The 15188-nt window shown below is 67.5% G+C and carries 18 protein-coding genes and 3 tRNA genes; 6 read left to right on the forward strand and 15 right to left on the reverse strand.

The features are described from left to right. Position 1: 1 nt before the first annotated feature. Positions 2–88: transfer RNA gene (locus A5706_RS20030), tRNA-Ser, on the forward strand. Positions 89–92: 4 nt separating this feature from the next. Here the strand turns inward: A5706_RS20030 and A5706_RS20035 are convergent. Genes A5706_RS20035 through A5706_RS20050 form a run of 4 tightly spaced genes read right to left on the reverse strand, consistent with a single transcriptional unit; the run spans position 93 to position 3545 of the window. Continuing rightward, complete coding sequence (locus A5706_RS20035) at positions 93–1199, reverse strand: hypothetical protein (RefSeq protein ID WP_068134298.1); 1107 nt, start codon at positions 1197–1199, stop codon at positions 93–95. Positions 1200–1234: 35 nt separating this feature from the next. After that, positions 1235–1426: a hypothetical protein gene (locus A5706_RS20040; protein ID WP_066941663.1), complete on the reverse strand. Its 192-nt coding sequence runs from the start codon at positions 1424–1426 to the stop codon at positions 1235–1237. Positions 1427–1456: 30 nt separating this feature from the next. Continuing rightward, positions 1457–2695: a lipase LipE gene (gene lipE / locus A5706_RS20045; RefSeq protein ID WP_068134197.1), complete on the reverse strand. Its 1239-nt coding sequence runs from the start codon at positions 2693–2695 to the stop codon at positions 1457–1459. A gap of 25 nt (positions 2696–2720) precedes the next feature. Further along, positions 2721–3545, reverse strand: a complete 825-nt coding sequence (locus A5706_RS20050; protein WP_068134200.1) for a crotonase/enoyl-CoA hydratase family protein — start codon at positions 3543–3545, stop codon at positions 2721–2723. A 23-nt stretch (positions 3546–3568) separates the two neighbouring features. Here A5706_RS20050 and A5706_RS20055 point away from each other — a divergent pair, with 23 nt between their 5' ends. Beyond that, a complete protein-coding gene (locus A5706_RS20055) occupies positions 3569–4153 on the forward strand; it encodes a TIGR03086 family metal-binding protein (RefSeq protein ID WP_197517900.1) in 585 nt (194 codons plus the stop codon). A gap of 173 nt (positions 4154–4326) precedes the next feature. Here A5706_RS20055 and A5706_RS20060 read toward each other — a convergent pair whose 3' ends face one another. Next, on the reverse strand, positions 4327–4788 hold the full coding sequence (locus A5706_RS20060; protein ID WP_068134205.1) for a DUF4334 domain-containing protein: 462 nt from the start codon (positions 4786–4788) through the stop codon (positions 4327–4329). Further along, a complete protein-coding gene (gene hisC / locus A5706_RS20065) occupies positions 4785–5861 on the reverse strand; it encodes a histidinol-phosphate transaminase (protein ID WP_068134208.1) in 1077 nt (358 codons plus the stop codon). Before hisC ends, A5706_RS20060 begins: the two co-directional genes overlap by 4 nt. A gap of 89 nt (positions 5862–5950) precedes the next feature. On the opposite strand from hisC, the gene A5706_RS20070 reads away from it, so the two are divergent. Then, positions 5951–6042 (forward strand) — tRNA-Ser (locus A5706_RS20070). A 32-nt stretch (positions 6043–6074) separates the two neighbouring features. Then, positions 6075–6147: transfer RNA gene (locus tag A5706_RS20075), tRNA-Arg, on the forward strand. A gap of 79 nt (positions 6148–6226) precedes the next feature. On the opposite strand, the gene A5706_RS20080 is transcribed toward A5706_RS20075, so the two are convergent. The 3 genes from A5706_RS20080 to A5706_RS20090 are packed head-to-tail and all read right to left on the reverse strand — an operon-like array spanning position 6227 to position 9432. After that, positions 6227–7816, reverse strand: a complete 1590-nt coding sequence (locus A5706_RS20080; protein ID WP_068134211.1) for an amidohydrolase family protein — start codon at positions 7814–7816, stop codon at positions 6227–6229. A 27-nt stretch (positions 7817–7843) separates the two neighbouring features. Beyond that, positions 7844–8686 (reverse strand): uracil-DNA glycosylase family protein, encoded by an 843-nt coding sequence (locus tag A5706_RS20085; RefSeq protein WP_197517901.1) that lies wholly within the window; start codon positions 8684–8686, stop codon positions 7844–7846. Continuing rightward, positions 8683–9432 carry a hypothetical protein gene (locus A5706_RS20090; RefSeq protein ID WP_068134214.1) on the reverse strand — a complete coding sequence of 250 codons (750 nt, stop codon included), beginning with the start codon at positions 9430–9432 and terminating at the stop codon, positions 8683–8685. Before A5706_RS20090 ends, A5706_RS20085 begins: the two co-directional genes overlap by 4 nt. 309 nt (positions 9433–9741) lie before the next feature. Between A5706_RS20090 and A5706_RS20095 the strand changes: the two genes are divergently transcribed. Next, positions 9742–9927 carry a hypothetical protein gene (locus A5706_RS20095; protein ID WP_068134218.1) on the forward strand — a complete coding sequence of 62 codons (186 nt, stop codon included), beginning with the start codon at positions 9742–9744 and terminating at the stop codon, positions 9925–9927. A gap of 30 nt (positions 9928–9957) precedes the next feature. On the opposite strand, the gene A5706_RS20100 is transcribed toward A5706_RS20095, so the two are convergent. The 4 genes from A5706_RS20100 to A5706_RS20115 form a co-directional block, all read right to left on the reverse strand. Further along, positions 9958–10500, reverse strand: a complete 543-nt coding sequence (locus A5706_RS20100) for a GNAT family N-acetyltransferase (RefSeq protein ID WP_068134221.1) — start codon at positions 10498–10500, stop codon at positions 9958–9960. 275 nt (positions 10501–10775) lie between these two features. Next, complete coding sequence (locus A5706_RS32455) at positions 10776–11276, reverse strand: hypothetical protein (protein WP_082964505.1); 501 nt, start codon at positions 11274–11276, stop codon at positions 10776–10778. A 19-nt stretch (positions 11277–11295) separates the two neighbouring features. Continuing rightward, positions 11296–12294, reverse strand: coding sequence for a phosphotransferase family protein (locus tag A5706_RS20110; protein WP_068134301.1), 999 nt, complete (start codon positions 12292–12294; stop codon positions 11296–11298). A 47-nt stretch (positions 12295–12341) separates the two neighbouring features. Continuing rightward, complete coding sequence (locus A5706_RS20115; RefSeq protein WP_068134226.1) at positions 12342–12689, reverse strand: nuclear transport factor 2 family protein; 348 nt, start codon at positions 12687–12689, stop codon at positions 12342–12344. 103 nt (positions 12690–12792) lie between these two features. On the opposite strand from A5706_RS20115, the gene A5706_RS20120 reads away from it, so the two are divergent. Beyond that, the gene (locus tag A5706_RS20120; RefSeq protein WP_068134228.1) at positions 12793–13737 is read left to right on the forward strand and encodes a class I SAM-dependent methyltransferase; all 945 of its coding nucleotides are present in this window, start codon (positions 12793–12795) and stop codon (positions 13735–13737) included. Positions 13738–13779: 42 nt separating this feature from the next. Here A5706_RS20120 and A5706_RS33155 read toward each other — a convergent pair whose 3' ends face one another. Both A5706_RS33155 and A5706_RS20130 read right to left on the reverse strand, forming a co-directional pair. Next, a complete protein-coding gene (locus A5706_RS33155; RefSeq protein WP_156767245.1) occupies positions 13780–14169 on the reverse strand; it encodes a hypothetical protein in 390 nt (129 codons plus the stop codon). A 104-nt stretch (positions 14170–14273) separates the two neighbouring features. Beyond that, entirely contained in the window at positions 14274–15110 is an 837-nt protein-coding gene (locus A5706_RS20130; protein WP_068134230.1) for a hypothetical protein, read from the reverse strand. Positions 15111–15188 lie beyond the last annotated feature (78 nt).

Genomic DNA, 15188 nt, shown 5'->3' on the forward strand with positions numbered 1-15188 from the left:
CGGTGGCGTGGCAGAGCGGCCTAATGCACTCGCCTTGAAAGCGAGAGACGGCTAAAACCGTCCGGGGGTTCAAATCCCTCCGCCACCGCCGGTCAGTGCAGGGTCGGCGCGTAGCGCAGCACGGCGCCGACGCCGTCGGCCGGGGTGATCCGTTCGTCGGTGCGCACCAGCGACGCCCCGACCGAAACCGCGAACATGGGCAGCGCCTCGTCGGCGCGCAACGTTTTGTCGGGTGCGGCGCCCTGTTCGGACAGCACGTTCTCGTCGGGGGCGACCGTCGTCAGGCCTTCGTCGGCGACCACGGTGGCGTCCCCGATTTCGCCGATGATCAGAGTCTCGACCGCGCCCTGGCGCAGCGCGGAGCACACCGGGCCCAATCCCTCGGCGGCCAGGCCGGATTCGCGGCCGATCTCGGCGTTGAAGCGCTGCGCGGCGGCGTCGATCGTGCGCAACTGGCGGTTGACGAATTCGTCCTCGATGGCCTGCTCGATCTCGCCGAAGTCGTGACCGCTGTGCCGCGCCCCGACCTCGAGCGGGACCGCCCGGTCGCGCAACCGTTCCGGCAACGCAGCGAGCAGGTCCGAGCGCGACCGCACCTCGCCGACGACGAAGATCACGTCGATGCCCTTGTCGTCGACGAGTTCGGCGACGCGGTCGGCGACCGCGCGCATGTTCTTGCGGGCGGCCTCTTCGGTGCGCAACTGCGGGTCGCCGTAACCCGCGGTCTCGGCGCCGGCGGCCTTGTGCACGGGGTGGCCACCGCCGTCGACGGTTTCCGAATGCAGCGTGCCGCCGAGCTGGGTGGTGATGTCGGCACCGCTGTGGTCGACGACCACCAGCACGTAGTCGGGGTGATCGAAGCTCTGCTCGAGAATCGGTACCAGATAAGGCAATTCGGACACACGGACGACGGTCGTCGCAGTGGGCCGCGCCAGATGCTCGTTGATCACCACGCCGTCGGCGCTGGCGACCACCGCGCGCCCGCTACGGCCGATCGGCGGCCGCAGGTCCATGACGGCGGTTTCGATCTCGTCGATCACCGGTTGGGCGGCGCCCTTCTGCTCGAGCTCCTCGCGCGCCGCCCGCCACTTGAGCTCGAGCTGGGCCTCGGCGTCGTGGGTGTCGTGCGAGTCCTCGAAGTAGACCGAGGCGAACGGCCCCGGTGCGTCCAGCAGCTTGCGGAAGCGTTCAGATTGCATGCGTAGTTGGTTGCCCCGCCCGTCGGCAGGCAAAACTAGTAGCTTCGATCACCCTCGCTGTCGTCGAAGAAGTGCCATTCGCCGTCGCGCTCGACCTCCATGCGCCAGCCGAGTTCGTTGCCCTCGACCTTGTTGTCGGCGAACCACGCGTGCGCCTTGTCGGCGCTTTCGATGTCCTCGGTCGCGACGACGTCGCCCTTCGGGTTGAGCACTCGATATGTAGCCATGCGTGGCAGTGTTTCCACCGCCGCGCGGCCTCAACCGGTGCGAATCTCCGCGGCGATGGTGTCCATCAGTGCGGTATATCGGCGGGCTTCCGGGTCGCGGCCGGGCTTGCCGCTGCTGATCACGCCGGCGGCCATGTCGCGCTCCGGGTCGGCCCAGACGGCGATGTTCGTCAGACCGAGGTGACCGAACGCCGCCGTCGCGCCGCGGCCGAACGGTCCGAACCGCTTGGTTCCCAGGATGAAGCCGGTGCCCCAGCGGGCCGGCATCAGGCCGATCGCGAAATCCGGTCGCAAGCGCCGGCATTCGGCCGCCGCGCCCCGCATCGTCTCCGGGCTCATCACCCGCACACCGTCGAGTTCGCCTCCGCGGCGCCAGATTTCGGCGAACCGGGACAGCTCGTCGGCGGTCGAAATGGTGTTGGACGACGGGACGATCGTGGTGAGGAACATCGGGCTGTTCGTGTACGGGATGATCTCGTGCACGGTTCCGCCGATCGCCTTGCGGAAGATCTGGGCGATCACCGGCGGCAGGGTGCGGCCGGTGGGGTGACTGGGTGCGACCAGCGGGACGTCTTGCTTGGCGACGCCGAAGTTGGTCCACCGGAAACCCAGCGGGTCGAGGATCTCCGCGGCGAGGATTTCGCGAATCTCCTTGCCGGTGGCCGCGTAGATGATCTCGCGCATCAGCGGACCCCACGTCAGCGCGTGGTACATGTGCACCAGCCCGGGGCGGTAGAGGGGCCGCAGCTCGCCGAGTTTCTGCTGCGCGTATTCGTGGTCGTCGGCGCGCTTGATGTCCGGCCTGGGCCCGGTGGGGAAGGGCAGGCCCGCGCTGTGGGTCATCACGTGCCGGATCGTGATGCGGTCCTTGCCGTGGCTGGTGAAGGTGGGCAGGTATTCGCAGACCCGGTCGTCCAGCGAGAAGACGCCCCGCTCGACGAGCATGTGCACGACGGTCGCGGTGATGCCCTTGGCCGCCGAGTACACGCAGAAGGGTGTGTCCGTGGTGACGGGGACCTTCTCGGCGTCGGGTGGGTCGGTGGGCGCGTTGCCCCAGCCGTGGCCGATCGCGCGGTTGAGCACGACGCGCCCGTGCTGGCGGATGCACACCTGGATCGCCGGATGCAGGCCGGCCTCATACCAGTGCCGCGCGGCCCGCCAGATCCGTTCGACCGCCGCGCTGTCGATCTCGGAGTGATCCTCTGCGCCGATGGCCGTCACGGAGTCCAGGTCGGCCGGGACGCGGATTCTTCCGTCGGTGGTGGTCACCCCAGCGAGAGTAGCCAAGGGCACGCTACTCCCCGGTGAACCGCGGCGGACGCTTCTCGAACGTCGCGGCGATGCCTTCGGTCAAGTCCTTGGACGGCAGGAAGGCGGCGTTCCAGGCGGCGACGTAGCGCAGGCTGTCCGAGACGGCGGCAATGCGCTGCTGGTCGAGGACGTCCTTGACGCCGTGGACGGTCAGCGGCGGGTTGGCGGCGATCTCGGCCGCGGTGGCGTGGGCGGCCGCCAGCGTGGCGTCGGCGTCGTCGTACACGTCGTTGACCAGGCCGATCTTCTCGGCCCGGGCCGCGTCGATGTCCTTGCCGGTCAACGCGAGCTCGCGCAGGTGCCCGTCGTTGAGGATCAGCGGCAGCCTGGCGAGGCTGCCGACGTCGGCCACAATCGCGAGCTTGACCTCCCGGACCGAGAACTTGGCGTCGGCGCTGGCGTAGCGGATGTCGACCGCGGAGATCAGGTCGACCCCGCCGCCGATGCACCAGCCGTGCACCGACGCGATGGTGGGGGTGCGGCAGTCGGCGACGGCGCTGATCGCGCCCTGCATGCGCTTGACCTCGCGGTGGAAGACGGCGCGGGGGCCGGCGAGCGCGTCGCCCGACAACAGCGGGGCGAACGAACCGCCCATCGCGGGCACGTCCAGGCCGTAGCTGAAGTTCTTGCCCGATCCGGTGATTACGATGGCCCGCACGTCGGGGTCGGCGTCCAGCGCCGCGAACACCTCGGGCATCTCCGACCAGAACGCCGGGCCCATGGCGTTGCCCTTGCCGGGGCCGATCAGCGTCACCTGTGCGACGTTGTCTTTGGTCTCGATGGTGACGGATTCGTATGTCTCGCCCATATCGAGACCGTAGCGTGGCAAATATGGATGCTGACTTGCGACCTGGCCCTGATTCGCCACCCACCGACGAGCTGCGCAGCGCCGAGCGCACGCTGGCGGTCTTGCAGCGTGTCCTGCATCCCATCGCGAGCGACGACCTGACCCGGCAGACGCCGTGCCGCGAGTTCGACGTGACACGGCTAACGGAGCACTTGCTGAACTCGATCAAGGGGCTCGGCGGCATGGTGGGTGCGGAACTTCCGGAGCGCGACGCCAGCGATTCGGTGGAGCGGCAGGTCGTGGCAGCCGCGCGGCCGGCCCTGGATGCCTGGCATCGCCACGGGCTGGACGGCACCGTGCCGTTCGGCAAGGGCGAGATGCCGGCCCGGGGGGCCTGCGGCATCCTGTCGCTCGAATTCCTGGTTCACGCCTGGGATTACGCCAAGGCCGTGGGACACGATATCGACGCCCCGGAGCCGTTGGCCGAATACGTGCTGGGGCTGGCGCACCAGATCATCCGCCCGGAGCAACGCGGCCGCGGCGGGTTCGACGAGCCCGTCGACGTGCCGGCCGACGCCGGCGCCCTCGAGCAGCTGATCGCGTTCACGGGCCGAGACCCGGCCGCGTAGCTCACTGAGTGTGTACCCAGGGCGTTCCGTGTGTACTGGTAGCGCGATTCGGCCCGGATTCCCGCTCTAGGCTCACACGAAAAGCCGTGAGCGCACACTAATGGGCCTCAAAGCCCTCGCGCCCGATGTGGGGCGATCCATAGCCACCAATGCATACAGTCAACGGGCGGGATCTACACCCGCTCGAGGTAGAAGTAGTAGTAGCGGCCGGCGTCCAGCACGCCCTTGCCGTTCATGATGCCCATCACCGCGTCGTCGTCGATCTTCTTGAAGTGGTCGTGGACGGGCTGGCCGTCATAGACCATCGTCGCGGTGACTTCGCCGCGGAACTCCTCCAGCCACAGGCTGGCCTCGCCCTTGCCCATCTCCTTGTTCGAGAACTTGTTCCCGTCGGCGTCCAGGCACACCAGCGGCTGCACGTCGCCGGCCGACTTGAAGGTCTTGCCGTACCAGCCGGCCTTTTCCAACTGGCCGTTCATCTTGTGGCCGGTGACGAACTCGCCGCCCTTCCACTCGCCCATCATCTCGTCGATGGCTGCCGGCTGCAGCGTCGCCCAGAAGTCGTCGAGCTCGGCATCGGCGATGTCGCCGGCGCGTTCCTTGAAGTCGGTGAACTTCTTGCGGGCCAGGCTCATTGGTTCTCCTTGATCCAGTCGCGGGCAAACCGCAGCAGCGCGTCGTTTTCCTCCGGCGCCCCGATGGTGACCCGCACCCCGTCCGGCGCGAACGGGCGGACCACGATGCGCGCCTCGGCCGCTCGCGCGACGAAGTCCTGTGTCCGTGTTCCCAAGGGCAGCCAGACGAAGTTGGCCTGCGACGGCGGCAGGGCGAACCCGGCGTCGCGCAGGCCGGCGCTGACGCGGGCGCGCTCGGCGACCACGGCGTCGGTGCGGGCAAGCAGCTCGTCGGCGGCGTCCAGCGAGGCGATGGCGGCGGCCTGCGAGATGCTCGTCACCGCGAACGGCACGTAGACCTGGTCCAGCGCGGTGATCAGGTCGGGATGCCCGACCGCGTAGCCCACGCGTAGGCCCGCCAGCCCGTACGCCTTCGAAAACGTGCGCAGCACAACGACATTGCTGCGGGTGCGGGCCAGCTGCAGGCTGTCGGGCAGCATGCCGTCGCGGATGTACTCGACGTAAGCCTCGTCGATGGCGATCAGGATGTGCGGCGGCACGGCCTCGACGAAACGGGCCAGCGCATCCGGGTCGACGACCGTCGAGGTCGGATTGTTGGGGTTGCACACGAAGATCAGCCGGGTGCGCTCGGTGACCGCGGCGAGCATCGCGTACAGGTCGTGCGTGTGGTCGGTCAACGGCACCTTGACGGCGGTGGCGCCGGCCACCTGAACCATGGGCGGGTACAGCTCGAAGCTGTGCCACCCCATCACCACCTCGTCGCCCGCGGCGGAAGTGATCTGGATGACCTGCTGGCACAGACTGACCGAACCGCAGCTCACCGCGACCTGCTCCGGCGCGAAGTCCGCGGAGCTCGCCGAGCTGAGGTGCTTGGCCAGCGCCGCCTTGAGTTGCAGGTTCGCGCTGTCCGGGTAGCGGTGGATCGTGTCGGTGGCCCGTTCGATCGCCGCGCGGACGCTGGGCAGCGGCCCGTGCACCGTTTCGTTGCTGGCCAGTTTGATCGAACCCGGCACCGTCTTGCCGGGGACGTAGACGGGAAGCCCCGCCAGCTCGGGTCGCAGGCGGGCGGTCACTTCGACAGCATATGTCGGCGCTGTGTACGCTATGCCTCCGGCGGTTCAGGGACGGCTGTAAGGGTTCGGGTACCCTCAGGAAGTCCGATGGAGGCGTGCCAGAGCGGCCGAATGGGGCTCACTGCTAATGAGTTGTCCCCCTCAAAGGGGACCGGAGGTTCAAATCCTCTCGCCTCCGCCACGTCCTTTCGGGGGCGAGACAACTGAAGACAGGCGCCCGTAGCTCAACGGATAGAGCATCTGACTACGGATCAGAAGGTTAGGGGTTCGAATCCCTTCGGGCGCGCTCATTTCCGCATCGGATGCCGGTGAAAGCGACGCCCGGCCTTCACATTCAGTCACAATTCAGCGCTGTGCCGCGGCGGTCAGTAGTAGGCCTTTAGAGCCTGCTTGACCTCAGCGGGCAGATTCAGCTGGCCTTGCAGGCCTTCGCCGTACGCGGCGTCAACCGCCACGCACACGGGGTCGAGGCTGAGCGACTTGGGCGGAAGTGGCGCTGCCGCCAACGCCGGCAACCGCGCGTCCGGCCCCGTCTGCTGCCCGGCAAGGGGCAGGCTGGGACGGAGGGCAAACCCGCTCAAGTGCTCCTCATCGAGTGCCAGGCGCATCTCGGGTTCCGCGGCGGCCGTCAGGCTTCGCCCGCCGACACCCTGCCCGCGCTTTTCGTCCGCGAGCAGCGTCGGCAACCGCTGCAGCGCGTCGGTCAGGGCGGCCCGGGCGTCGGCAAAAGTGATGGGCGGGACATTCGGATCAGCCGCCCCGTAGTTGACCACGCGCGTATCGGTCCCGAGCGCCAAGGCCTCGCCGGCGACGCCTAAGCCGGACATGAGGGCCTTGGTTCCGATGACCGGGCTCCCGTCGACCAGCACCAGCACGACGTCGGTTTCGTTGGCGCCGATCAAGGCCGCATAAGGATCGGCCGAGGGCGCCGCCGCAATCACGGTGACGTCGGCGCGCTTGGACGGCTCGATGCTGCCGATCAGTGCGCCCCACTTCACGATCGCCGCCGGTGTGCTCGTCGCCATCGCGACAATGTCGCGGTCGGAGAGCCCTATCTGATCGATCTCATTGACGATCTTGGCAACCTTGAGCTCGTTCAGCAGGTTCTTGCTGCCCGAGGGCGACCAGTCCGAACCGAGGGCGACGGGCACTCCGGCGGCGCGGGCGGACTTGACGTTGGCGGTGCCGCCGTAGAGCAGAAGGTTGCTCAAAGGCGACCACACCATCGACCCATGGTTCTGGGCCAGCACGGCGAAGTCCTCTGGTTTGAGCGCGGCGCAATGGATGCCGGCCAGTGCGGGACCGATCGCCCATTGCGTGCCATTGTTCAGCGCGAGGAAGGCGTTGCGCGCTTCGTCGTCCAGGCCTTCGCTCAGGTGGAGCAGCAGACAGGAGGCTTTGTCGACCTCCTTCTTGAATTGCGACCATTGCGACGCTTCCACGTCGGGAATGTGCGTCGTGGCTCGATGAAACGCGGCGTCGTTGGGATCGTCGACCGCCCGTAGGGTGCCGTGGTAGTACGCCTGCAGCTGTTCGGACTTGAGCGAGATGCCCTCGCTGGTCGTCACACCTCCTAGGAGGCACTTGGTTTCGGCGTAGCGCGCGACCGCCGCAAGCAGGTGCGGGTCCTTGGAATTCGCGATTGTCGTCATCGGGGCCGACACCGAGCGGACATAGTCCGTGTCGCTCTGCCATTGGCCGCGGTTCGTGTAGAGCTTCGGAACCTGCCACATCGGCAAGGCGTCGTAGCTCAGGTGATTGTGCAGCTCGATCAGCCCCGGGAAAATGAACCCGCCCGTCTCGACGACCGGGGCTCCGGCGAACCCCGGGGGCGCCGCGGCGCCACGGTCGCCGGCCGAAACGATCTGGTTGCCGTCGATGTAGACCGCACCGTTCGGCCAGGTATCGAAGGCGGCGTTCATCGTGACCACAGAGCCGTGCAGGACGAATTTCATGGGTCTACTCCCTCCGGGAGGGTCGCCTTAAGGGGTGGCCGGGACGATGCCGTCGGGGACCTCGACGGTGATGGTGCGCCGCTTCAGCGCCGCCGTCGTGCCGGTACGCGTCGCCCATCCGCTATCGCCCTGCATCCAGGCCGGCGTTCCCGCCGGCAGGTCGAATGCCGGAATGGGCGGCAGTTCGGCCGGAAGGAATGTGGCGCCATAGGGAACGAACTGGCGTGCCGCGTCGGGCTCGGTTACGGCGCTGCGGAGAATCTGCAGCGCCGCGTTCCATTGGACCAGCATGGCCGTGGTCGCGGCGGCGATCTGTGCCGGCGTCCCGCCCGTGCCCTCCGGCGAAGTCGGGTGGGGCACATGCTGATACGCGAGTGCCTTGTAGGCCGCATTGGCGGGATCCTGAAGAAAGTCACGCCAGGCTTGATCCGCGAGGGAGCCGAACGCCACGACCGCCTCGACCGTCCCCGGGGCCAGCAGCGCGGAGAGCCACCGGTTGCGGTACTGGACGATTGGCGGGTCGCTGACATGCTGGTTACCCCCGCTCTGACCGTAGACGCTGTAGAGGAAGGTATTGACCATCACATAGCTTCGATCGAGGCCGAGCTTCGCCAGAAAGCCCTGGACGCGATGTCCCGCCGTGCCGACCAGGATCCGGCGGACCACCGCCTCGTGCTGGGCCGGATCCTGGCCGATGCAGAGGAGACGCGCCGTACCGTCGAGGCGGCCCCGATGGAAGATCGGGCCCCATTCGACGCGGAATGCGTCGTAGGGATACACCGGTGCCGCCGGTGCCTGATCGCAGAGGGTCAGAAACGGCTCGCCGACGTAACCGGGATCAAAGGTCTGGGGCATCAGACTGAGCGTCACTGGTTGCCCCGTTCTTGCCGGGTTTTGTGCGATGTCGCGGGCGTCTGGGAAGCAGTGACCGGGACAGTAACGTCGCCGCTCTCGGCGAGTAGTTGTTCCCAGGTGCCAAACGACATGCAGAACCGTCCGCTGCGACCGAAGTTGGTCCCCCAGCTATTCCATAACCAGATCAATTGGTTGTCGGCGTCGATGCCGTCGACCACCACCTCGTGGCCGCCGCGCACGATGGCATCGTCAGTGATCGTGACCAGGCCGGTGTCCGGGTCGGGCTCGTCGAAGCTGGTATACCAGTTGAAGCCGGTGATCACCGGCTGGATCACTAGCGCCGTCAAAGCGTGTTGAAGCCCAAATGCGTGCCGGTACGAGGAGATCCAGCCAAGCTGTTGGGCGGCCTTGCACACCATGAGCCCCGAGCCGCCGGGGTCGTTGGGCGGATACGGCTGGCCCTCGAGTTTGGTTTCCAATTCGTAGAGCATGACCGCATCGGATTCGGTGTAGGACTTAGCGCCGGTGTAGTCGGGCGCGGAATTTAGCGCCCCGCACAATGCATTTGCGGTGCAGGAGCCGATCTGGCCCTGGTCGAGTGGCAAGCCGGTCGCACGATGGTCGACCGAGACTATGGCCTGCGCCCTCTCGGCCGGGAAGTCACGCGACCGCGGGTCGTGTTCGATGTGTCGTCCCAGGCGCCGAGTTGGCACGACGGTCTCGGCGAGTCGCTTGCGGACGATGTGGGTCTGGCTTGCCATCAGTTTCTCCTTGGAATTTGAAAAGCAAACGGCGCGACCGCTAAGGCGTCCACCTCGTGGTCCGTCGAGCGGACCGAGACACCATCGAACAATTTGCTCGTTTCGGTTGCACCGATGCGGTGTCAGAACTATTACGCGGGGTCACGCCGAACACATGCGTAGTGCGCTACCCCACTTCCGTCGGCATCCCGCGGAGTGGGGGCGCGGACGCGGGGTGCGCTCACCTTCCCGAAACGATTTGAATCGTTAAGACTCAGTTCCTTGTGGGTGCGCGGTTTCGGCGCTACCTTTCGCACATGACTAACGGGATTGCGCGAATCGGTGGTGGTGGCGGCGGCTTCGTGGGTGGCGGCGCCGGTGGACGTGTCGGGGGTGGTGCCGGTGGACGCCTCGGCGGTGGCGCGGGTGGCCGCGTGGGCGGTGGCGCGGGTGGCCGCGTGGGCGGTGGCGCGGGTGGCCGCCTCGGCGGCGGCGCCGGCGGTCGCTAGCCCCTAACTTTTTTCATTCGGTAAAGGCGCCCCCGGCTCAGACGATCGGGCCGGGCGGCGCTTCCGTGTCGGCCGAACCGGCCAGATCGAGCTGCATCCACGCGACGTCGTGCCAGCGGCCGTGTTTCCATTCGACGCGCCGGTATAGCCCGGCCTCTTCGAATCCGAAGGATCGATGGAAACGGTTGCTGGCCTCGTTGGGTTGGGTGATGCCGGCGAGGGCCTGCCGGTAGCCACGTTCCGTGAGCCGGCGCAGTAGCCGGGTGTAGAGCGCGCGGCCGGCGCCGGCGCGGTGGTGGTCCGGATGGACATAGAGTCCGGTCTCGGCCGTCCACCGGTAGGAGGGCAGGCGATTGAGCGTGTGCCCGAAGGCGAATCCGACAACCCGATCGTCGCGTTCGAGGACGAGCCACTCGTGGGTCTCGCGGGCGGCGGTGATCCGCGCCGACATCTCGGCTTCGCTCGGGACTTCGAGCTCCCAGCTGATCGCCGTCTCCAGCACATACGGACGGTAGATCGCGACGCAGGCGGCCGCGTCGTGCGCGGAAGCGGTGCGCACCAGGCCGATGCTCGTTTGCATGTAAGCAGTCTGTCACTGCTTGCCGGCGAGCGACTTTGGCCACTACACCGGCGACCAGTCGTCCCAGGACCCGGCGTAGTCGAGAGTCGTCCGCGGGATCTAGGTGGAGGCGATGATCTCGCGAAAGTGGTCCTGCCAACCCACCACATGCAGATGTGGAAGACGTACTGGTGCCAGCTGAGCTGATACCCATCGGGGATGTCCTCGCCCTTGTTCTCGGGGGAGAACAAGGGCGACGGCCAACAACCCGATCACCGTCGAGGCGGGAAGCTGGATTATGGGCGTGGTTGGAACGGCCGGCGGGGCGGGATGGTCACGGTCTGGGTCACCGTGCTGGTTTCCGTGCTCGGGGAAACGGTGACCGTGCTCGGCGGAACCGTCGTCGTCGGAGTGTCGGTGCTCGGGGTTCCCGTGTCCGTATTCGCCGGCGGGGCGGTCTCGGTGACGGTCTGGGTCGGCGCGCCACCGCCGCCGCCGTGGTGGTGCGGCGGCTCCGTCGTGGTGGTTGCCGCCGAAGCGGTGGTGGTGGGAGCCGGTGTCGTCGTGGTGGTGGTCGGGGCCGGGGACGGCGAACCGGCCACCAGCTTGACCACCGCGTACGCCGCCAGGCCGAGCACGATCACCCCGAGAGCGCCGGCGGCGACCAGCGCTGCCGGGCGGCGATACCAGGGAGTCGGCGGCTCGGGCGGCTCTGGGGACGGTTCGTCGTAATAACCGCCGTAGGCGGCCTGGGTCGGCTCGGAGTAGAAGTCGGGGTTCTCGGGGTAGGGCGGCACGAAGGGAGATGTTAGTGGGTCAGGATTCGTCGCCGATAAGCGTCAGCGCCCGCTCGAACAGGTGCACCGTGGCGGCGTGTAGCTGGTCGCCGACCGCTTTTTCGGCCTTTCCGGCGCAGGCCCGGGCCAGCGTCCCCTCGATCACGATGCCGAGCTTGAAGCAGGCCAGCACGGTGTACCAGGTGATGTTCGACAGGTCGCGGGTGGTGTTGGCGGCGTACCGCTGGAACAGGTCGTCGGTACTGGCCAGCCCGTCCTGGCCGCCCAGGGCGTGACTGAACACGCTGGAACCGTCGGGCTGGCGCCAGGTCGCCAGCAGCCAGCCCAGGTCCAGCAGCGGGTCACCGATCGTGCACATCTCCCAGTCGACGATCGCGACCACCTCGGGTCCGGTGCGGGAAAACATCACGTTGGCGGCGTGGTAGTCGCCGTGCATGATGCCGGGGGTCCAGGTCGTCGGTCGCCGGCGCTCCAGCCAGGCGGAGACTTCCTTGATCCCCGGGATGTCGGGTCCGGGGTACCCGTCGTACTCGCTGTAGGAGTCCAGCTCGGAAAGCCAACGCGGCACCTGCCGCTCCAGGAAGCCCTCCGGCTTGCCGAAGTCGGCAAGCCCGACGGCCACGTGATCGACGGCGCCGAGCCTCGCCAGCGCGTCGGCCATCGACAGGCCCATCCCGAACCGCACGCTGGCGTCGCCCGCGTGTAACGGCGGTAGCCCCTCGCCGGCGTTGAATCCGTCGACCGGCTCCATCAGGTAGAAGACCGCGTCGCCGAGCACGCTGGTGTCGTCGCAGGTGGCGATCAGGTGCGGGTGCGGCACATCGGAACCGGCGAGCGCGGCAAGGACTTTCGTCTCGCGCAGGATCACGCTGTTGCTCCGCGGGCGCAGATGCCGCGGTCCGCGCCGCAACACGTAGGGGCGCCCGGCCCGGGTGAATCGCAGCATAACGTTCTGGGTGCCGCCGGTGACGGTGGTGACGTCCTCCAGCGGGCCCTCACCGAGCCCCTGCTCGGACATCCATTCCGCTACGGCATCGAGGGCCCCGACGTTGGTGGGCTCCACTTTCAACCCTTGGGCCGCGGGGTGTAGCGAACGGTCTGCGTCCAGATCATGCCGTCGCGAAACACGAATGTATCGACGCCGTCGTCGACCCGGTTGAGCGGTGAATCGGCCGCCCACTCCAGGAACAGCACGTTGCCCTCGAAGATCTGGTTCTTGAGATCCCATGCCGCGTCGGGCAGGTCGTCGAGCAATTTGGCGAAGACCCCGCGAATCGCGTCCCGGCCGCGCGCGACGCCTGCCGGGGTGATGACCACTGAATCCTCTGTGTAGTCGGCGACGATTCCGTCCAGGTCGCCTGCGCCGAGCGCCTGCCCGTGGTGGGCAAATATCTCCTGCGGCGTACGGGTCATGGGATGAAGCGTAGGTCACTGGCGGTGGGATGCCGGCGGGGCCAGAGCCCTGGAACAATAGTGTGGGCAACTAACGAACTTGAGGCTGGGAAGGGAAACCGCGATGCCGCGTACCGACAACGATTCCTGGGACATCACCCAAAGCGTGGGAGCCACCGCGCTGGGCGTCGCGGCGGCGCGTGCCGCCGAGACCGAGAGCGAGAATCCCCTCATCAACGACCCGTTTGCGCGGGTGTTCGTCGACGCGGCGGGCGAGGGGATGTGGAGCATCTACGCCGACCCCGACCGGCTCGCCAAGGCGGTCGAGCTCGAACCGGAGGTTCGGTCGCGGATTCAGCTGATGATCGACTTCATGGCCACGCGCACAGCGTTTTTCGACGAATTCTTCATGGGCGCGGCCGACGCGGGCGTTCGCCAGGTGGTGATCCTGGCTGCCGGCCTGGACGCGCGCACCTGGCGGCTGCCCTGGCCCGACGGCACCGTCGTGTACGAGCTCGACCAGCCCAAGGTGCTGGAGTTCAAGTCCAACACGTTGCGCGAGCACGGCGCTCAGCCGAACGCGCGGCTGGTGAACGTGGCGATCGATCTGCGTCAGGATTGGCCAAACGCGTTGCAGGAAGCCGGGTTCGACGCGTCACGCCCGGCGGTGTGGTCGGCCGAGGGCCTCGTCCGTTATCTGCCGGCGCAGGCCCAGGACCTGCTGTTCGAGCGCATACATGCGCTCAGCGCGCGGGGTAGTTGGCTCGCCTCCAACGTCCCCGGCGAGGGCTTCACCGACCCCGAGCTCGTTCGTCGACAGCGCGAGGACATGCAGCGGATGCGGGCCGCGGCGGCCAGGCTGGTCGACGCCGAGATCACCGACTTTGACGACCTCTGGTACCCGGAGGAGCGCACGCCCGTCGACGGCTGGCTGCGCGAGCACGGCTGGGACGTGTCCACCGCGACCTTCGCTGAGCTGATGGCCCGCTACGGCCGCACCATTCCGCAGGACGGGGCGAGCGCTATGCCGCCCACTCTCTACGTGTCGGCGCAGCGGCGAGCGGGCTGACCGCGATCTCGTTGAGAGTCAACCACTTTCAGTGGTGAACTGCTAGGGGGACATGCCGGAGTCGATCCAGCGCTGAAAGACGTCGACCTTCTGGGCCGGCCAGGCCCCGTCGCACGGCATCGAACCGTCGCGAAGGCGTTGGACGATAGCCGCCGCGTGCGACTTGACGTCGTTGTAGGACCACAGGTCGAACGCCCACTTCATCGAGTCTCGGTCGTCCGCCCGGAAGAGCGGTTTGATATTGCGCTCGAATAGGACTTCCTCGCCGGCACCCGGCAAGGGCTGACTCGTGGTGGCTTCCGAACCGACGGCGACCGACGGTTGGCGCTGAGCCGCCGAATCGGAGTGGGAGCAGCCGGAGGCCAACGCGACAGCCGCAGCCGTCGCGGCGACGGCCGGCAGCGCGGCGAGCGAGCGATGAGGCTGGCGCATAACGGTGGTAACCCTCCTGGTCGGTTCGCACCCTTGAATGGGAACGACTCTCCGTGGGATAGGGCCCCGGGTTACTCGTAAGCGGCCGTGCGGCGAGGCGAAGGCTATTTCGAAGCCTGCAGGCCCGCCGAACTTTCCACGTCGCGCTTGATCGCCGCGAGCGCGTCGACCGGTGTCAGGTCCTGGCCCTCGCTGTTCTGACCGAGTTGCGGCCAGCCCGCGCCGCCGGGCCCTCGCAGCTGGTCCCAGATGTCGCGGACCTTGCTCAGCAGTTCGGCTTGTTCGTCGTCGGTGAGTGCCATCAGCCATCCTCCGTTCGTACTGATGCCGCATGCGGCGGCGAATTCTTGCGGTGTCAGCCCGTCGGCGGAGTTCATGTCGCAACTGCCGAACGGTGGGCACCCCTGCGGCAGGTTGGGGCTGTAGCCCGTGCCGTCGGTGTACTGGTGCGCGACTTGACCCGGAAGGTTCGGGTCGGACCCGTAGGCGGCCGCGATGACGCGTAGGCCCGCGGGCCGCGTGCGCCACATGTTGTCGAAGTCGTATGCGTTGGCGTACCCGATGATTCGCGCCGGGGACCCGGCGTAGTCGGCCAGGTTCCAGTACAGGCTGTTGATCCAGCTCGAGCCGTCTCCGGGTGGGTTGCCGCCGGCTTCGACGTCGAGCATCAGCGCGACCCGCGGGTGCAGTCCGCCCGCGGCACCGATCGTCGAGCGCACGGTGTTGGCGTTGTCCAACCAGTTCGGCCGCACATAGGTGTAAACGATCCCGAAGGTCAGGCGCCCGCTGTCCAAGGCCGCGCGCATCCATGCGTAATTCACCGCGAAGTTGTGATCTCGATAGGTGCCGTCGCACACCCGGATGGAAAGCACCGGGTACGGATAGGAATCGTCCACGGGCACTTGGAATTCGGAGACGTCGGCGAACAGGGTGTCGGTCACGGCGCATCGCCTCGAGAGCTCAGCCGAGAGCGACCCATCTCAATCCCCCTTCACCGCAACCCCACTCGCCATGCTACC

Source organism: Mycobacterium sp. E796, assembly GCF_001672815.1.
Classification (GTDB): domain Bacteria; phylum Actinomycetota; class Actinomycetes; order Mycobacteriales; family Mycobacteriaceae; genus Mycobacterium.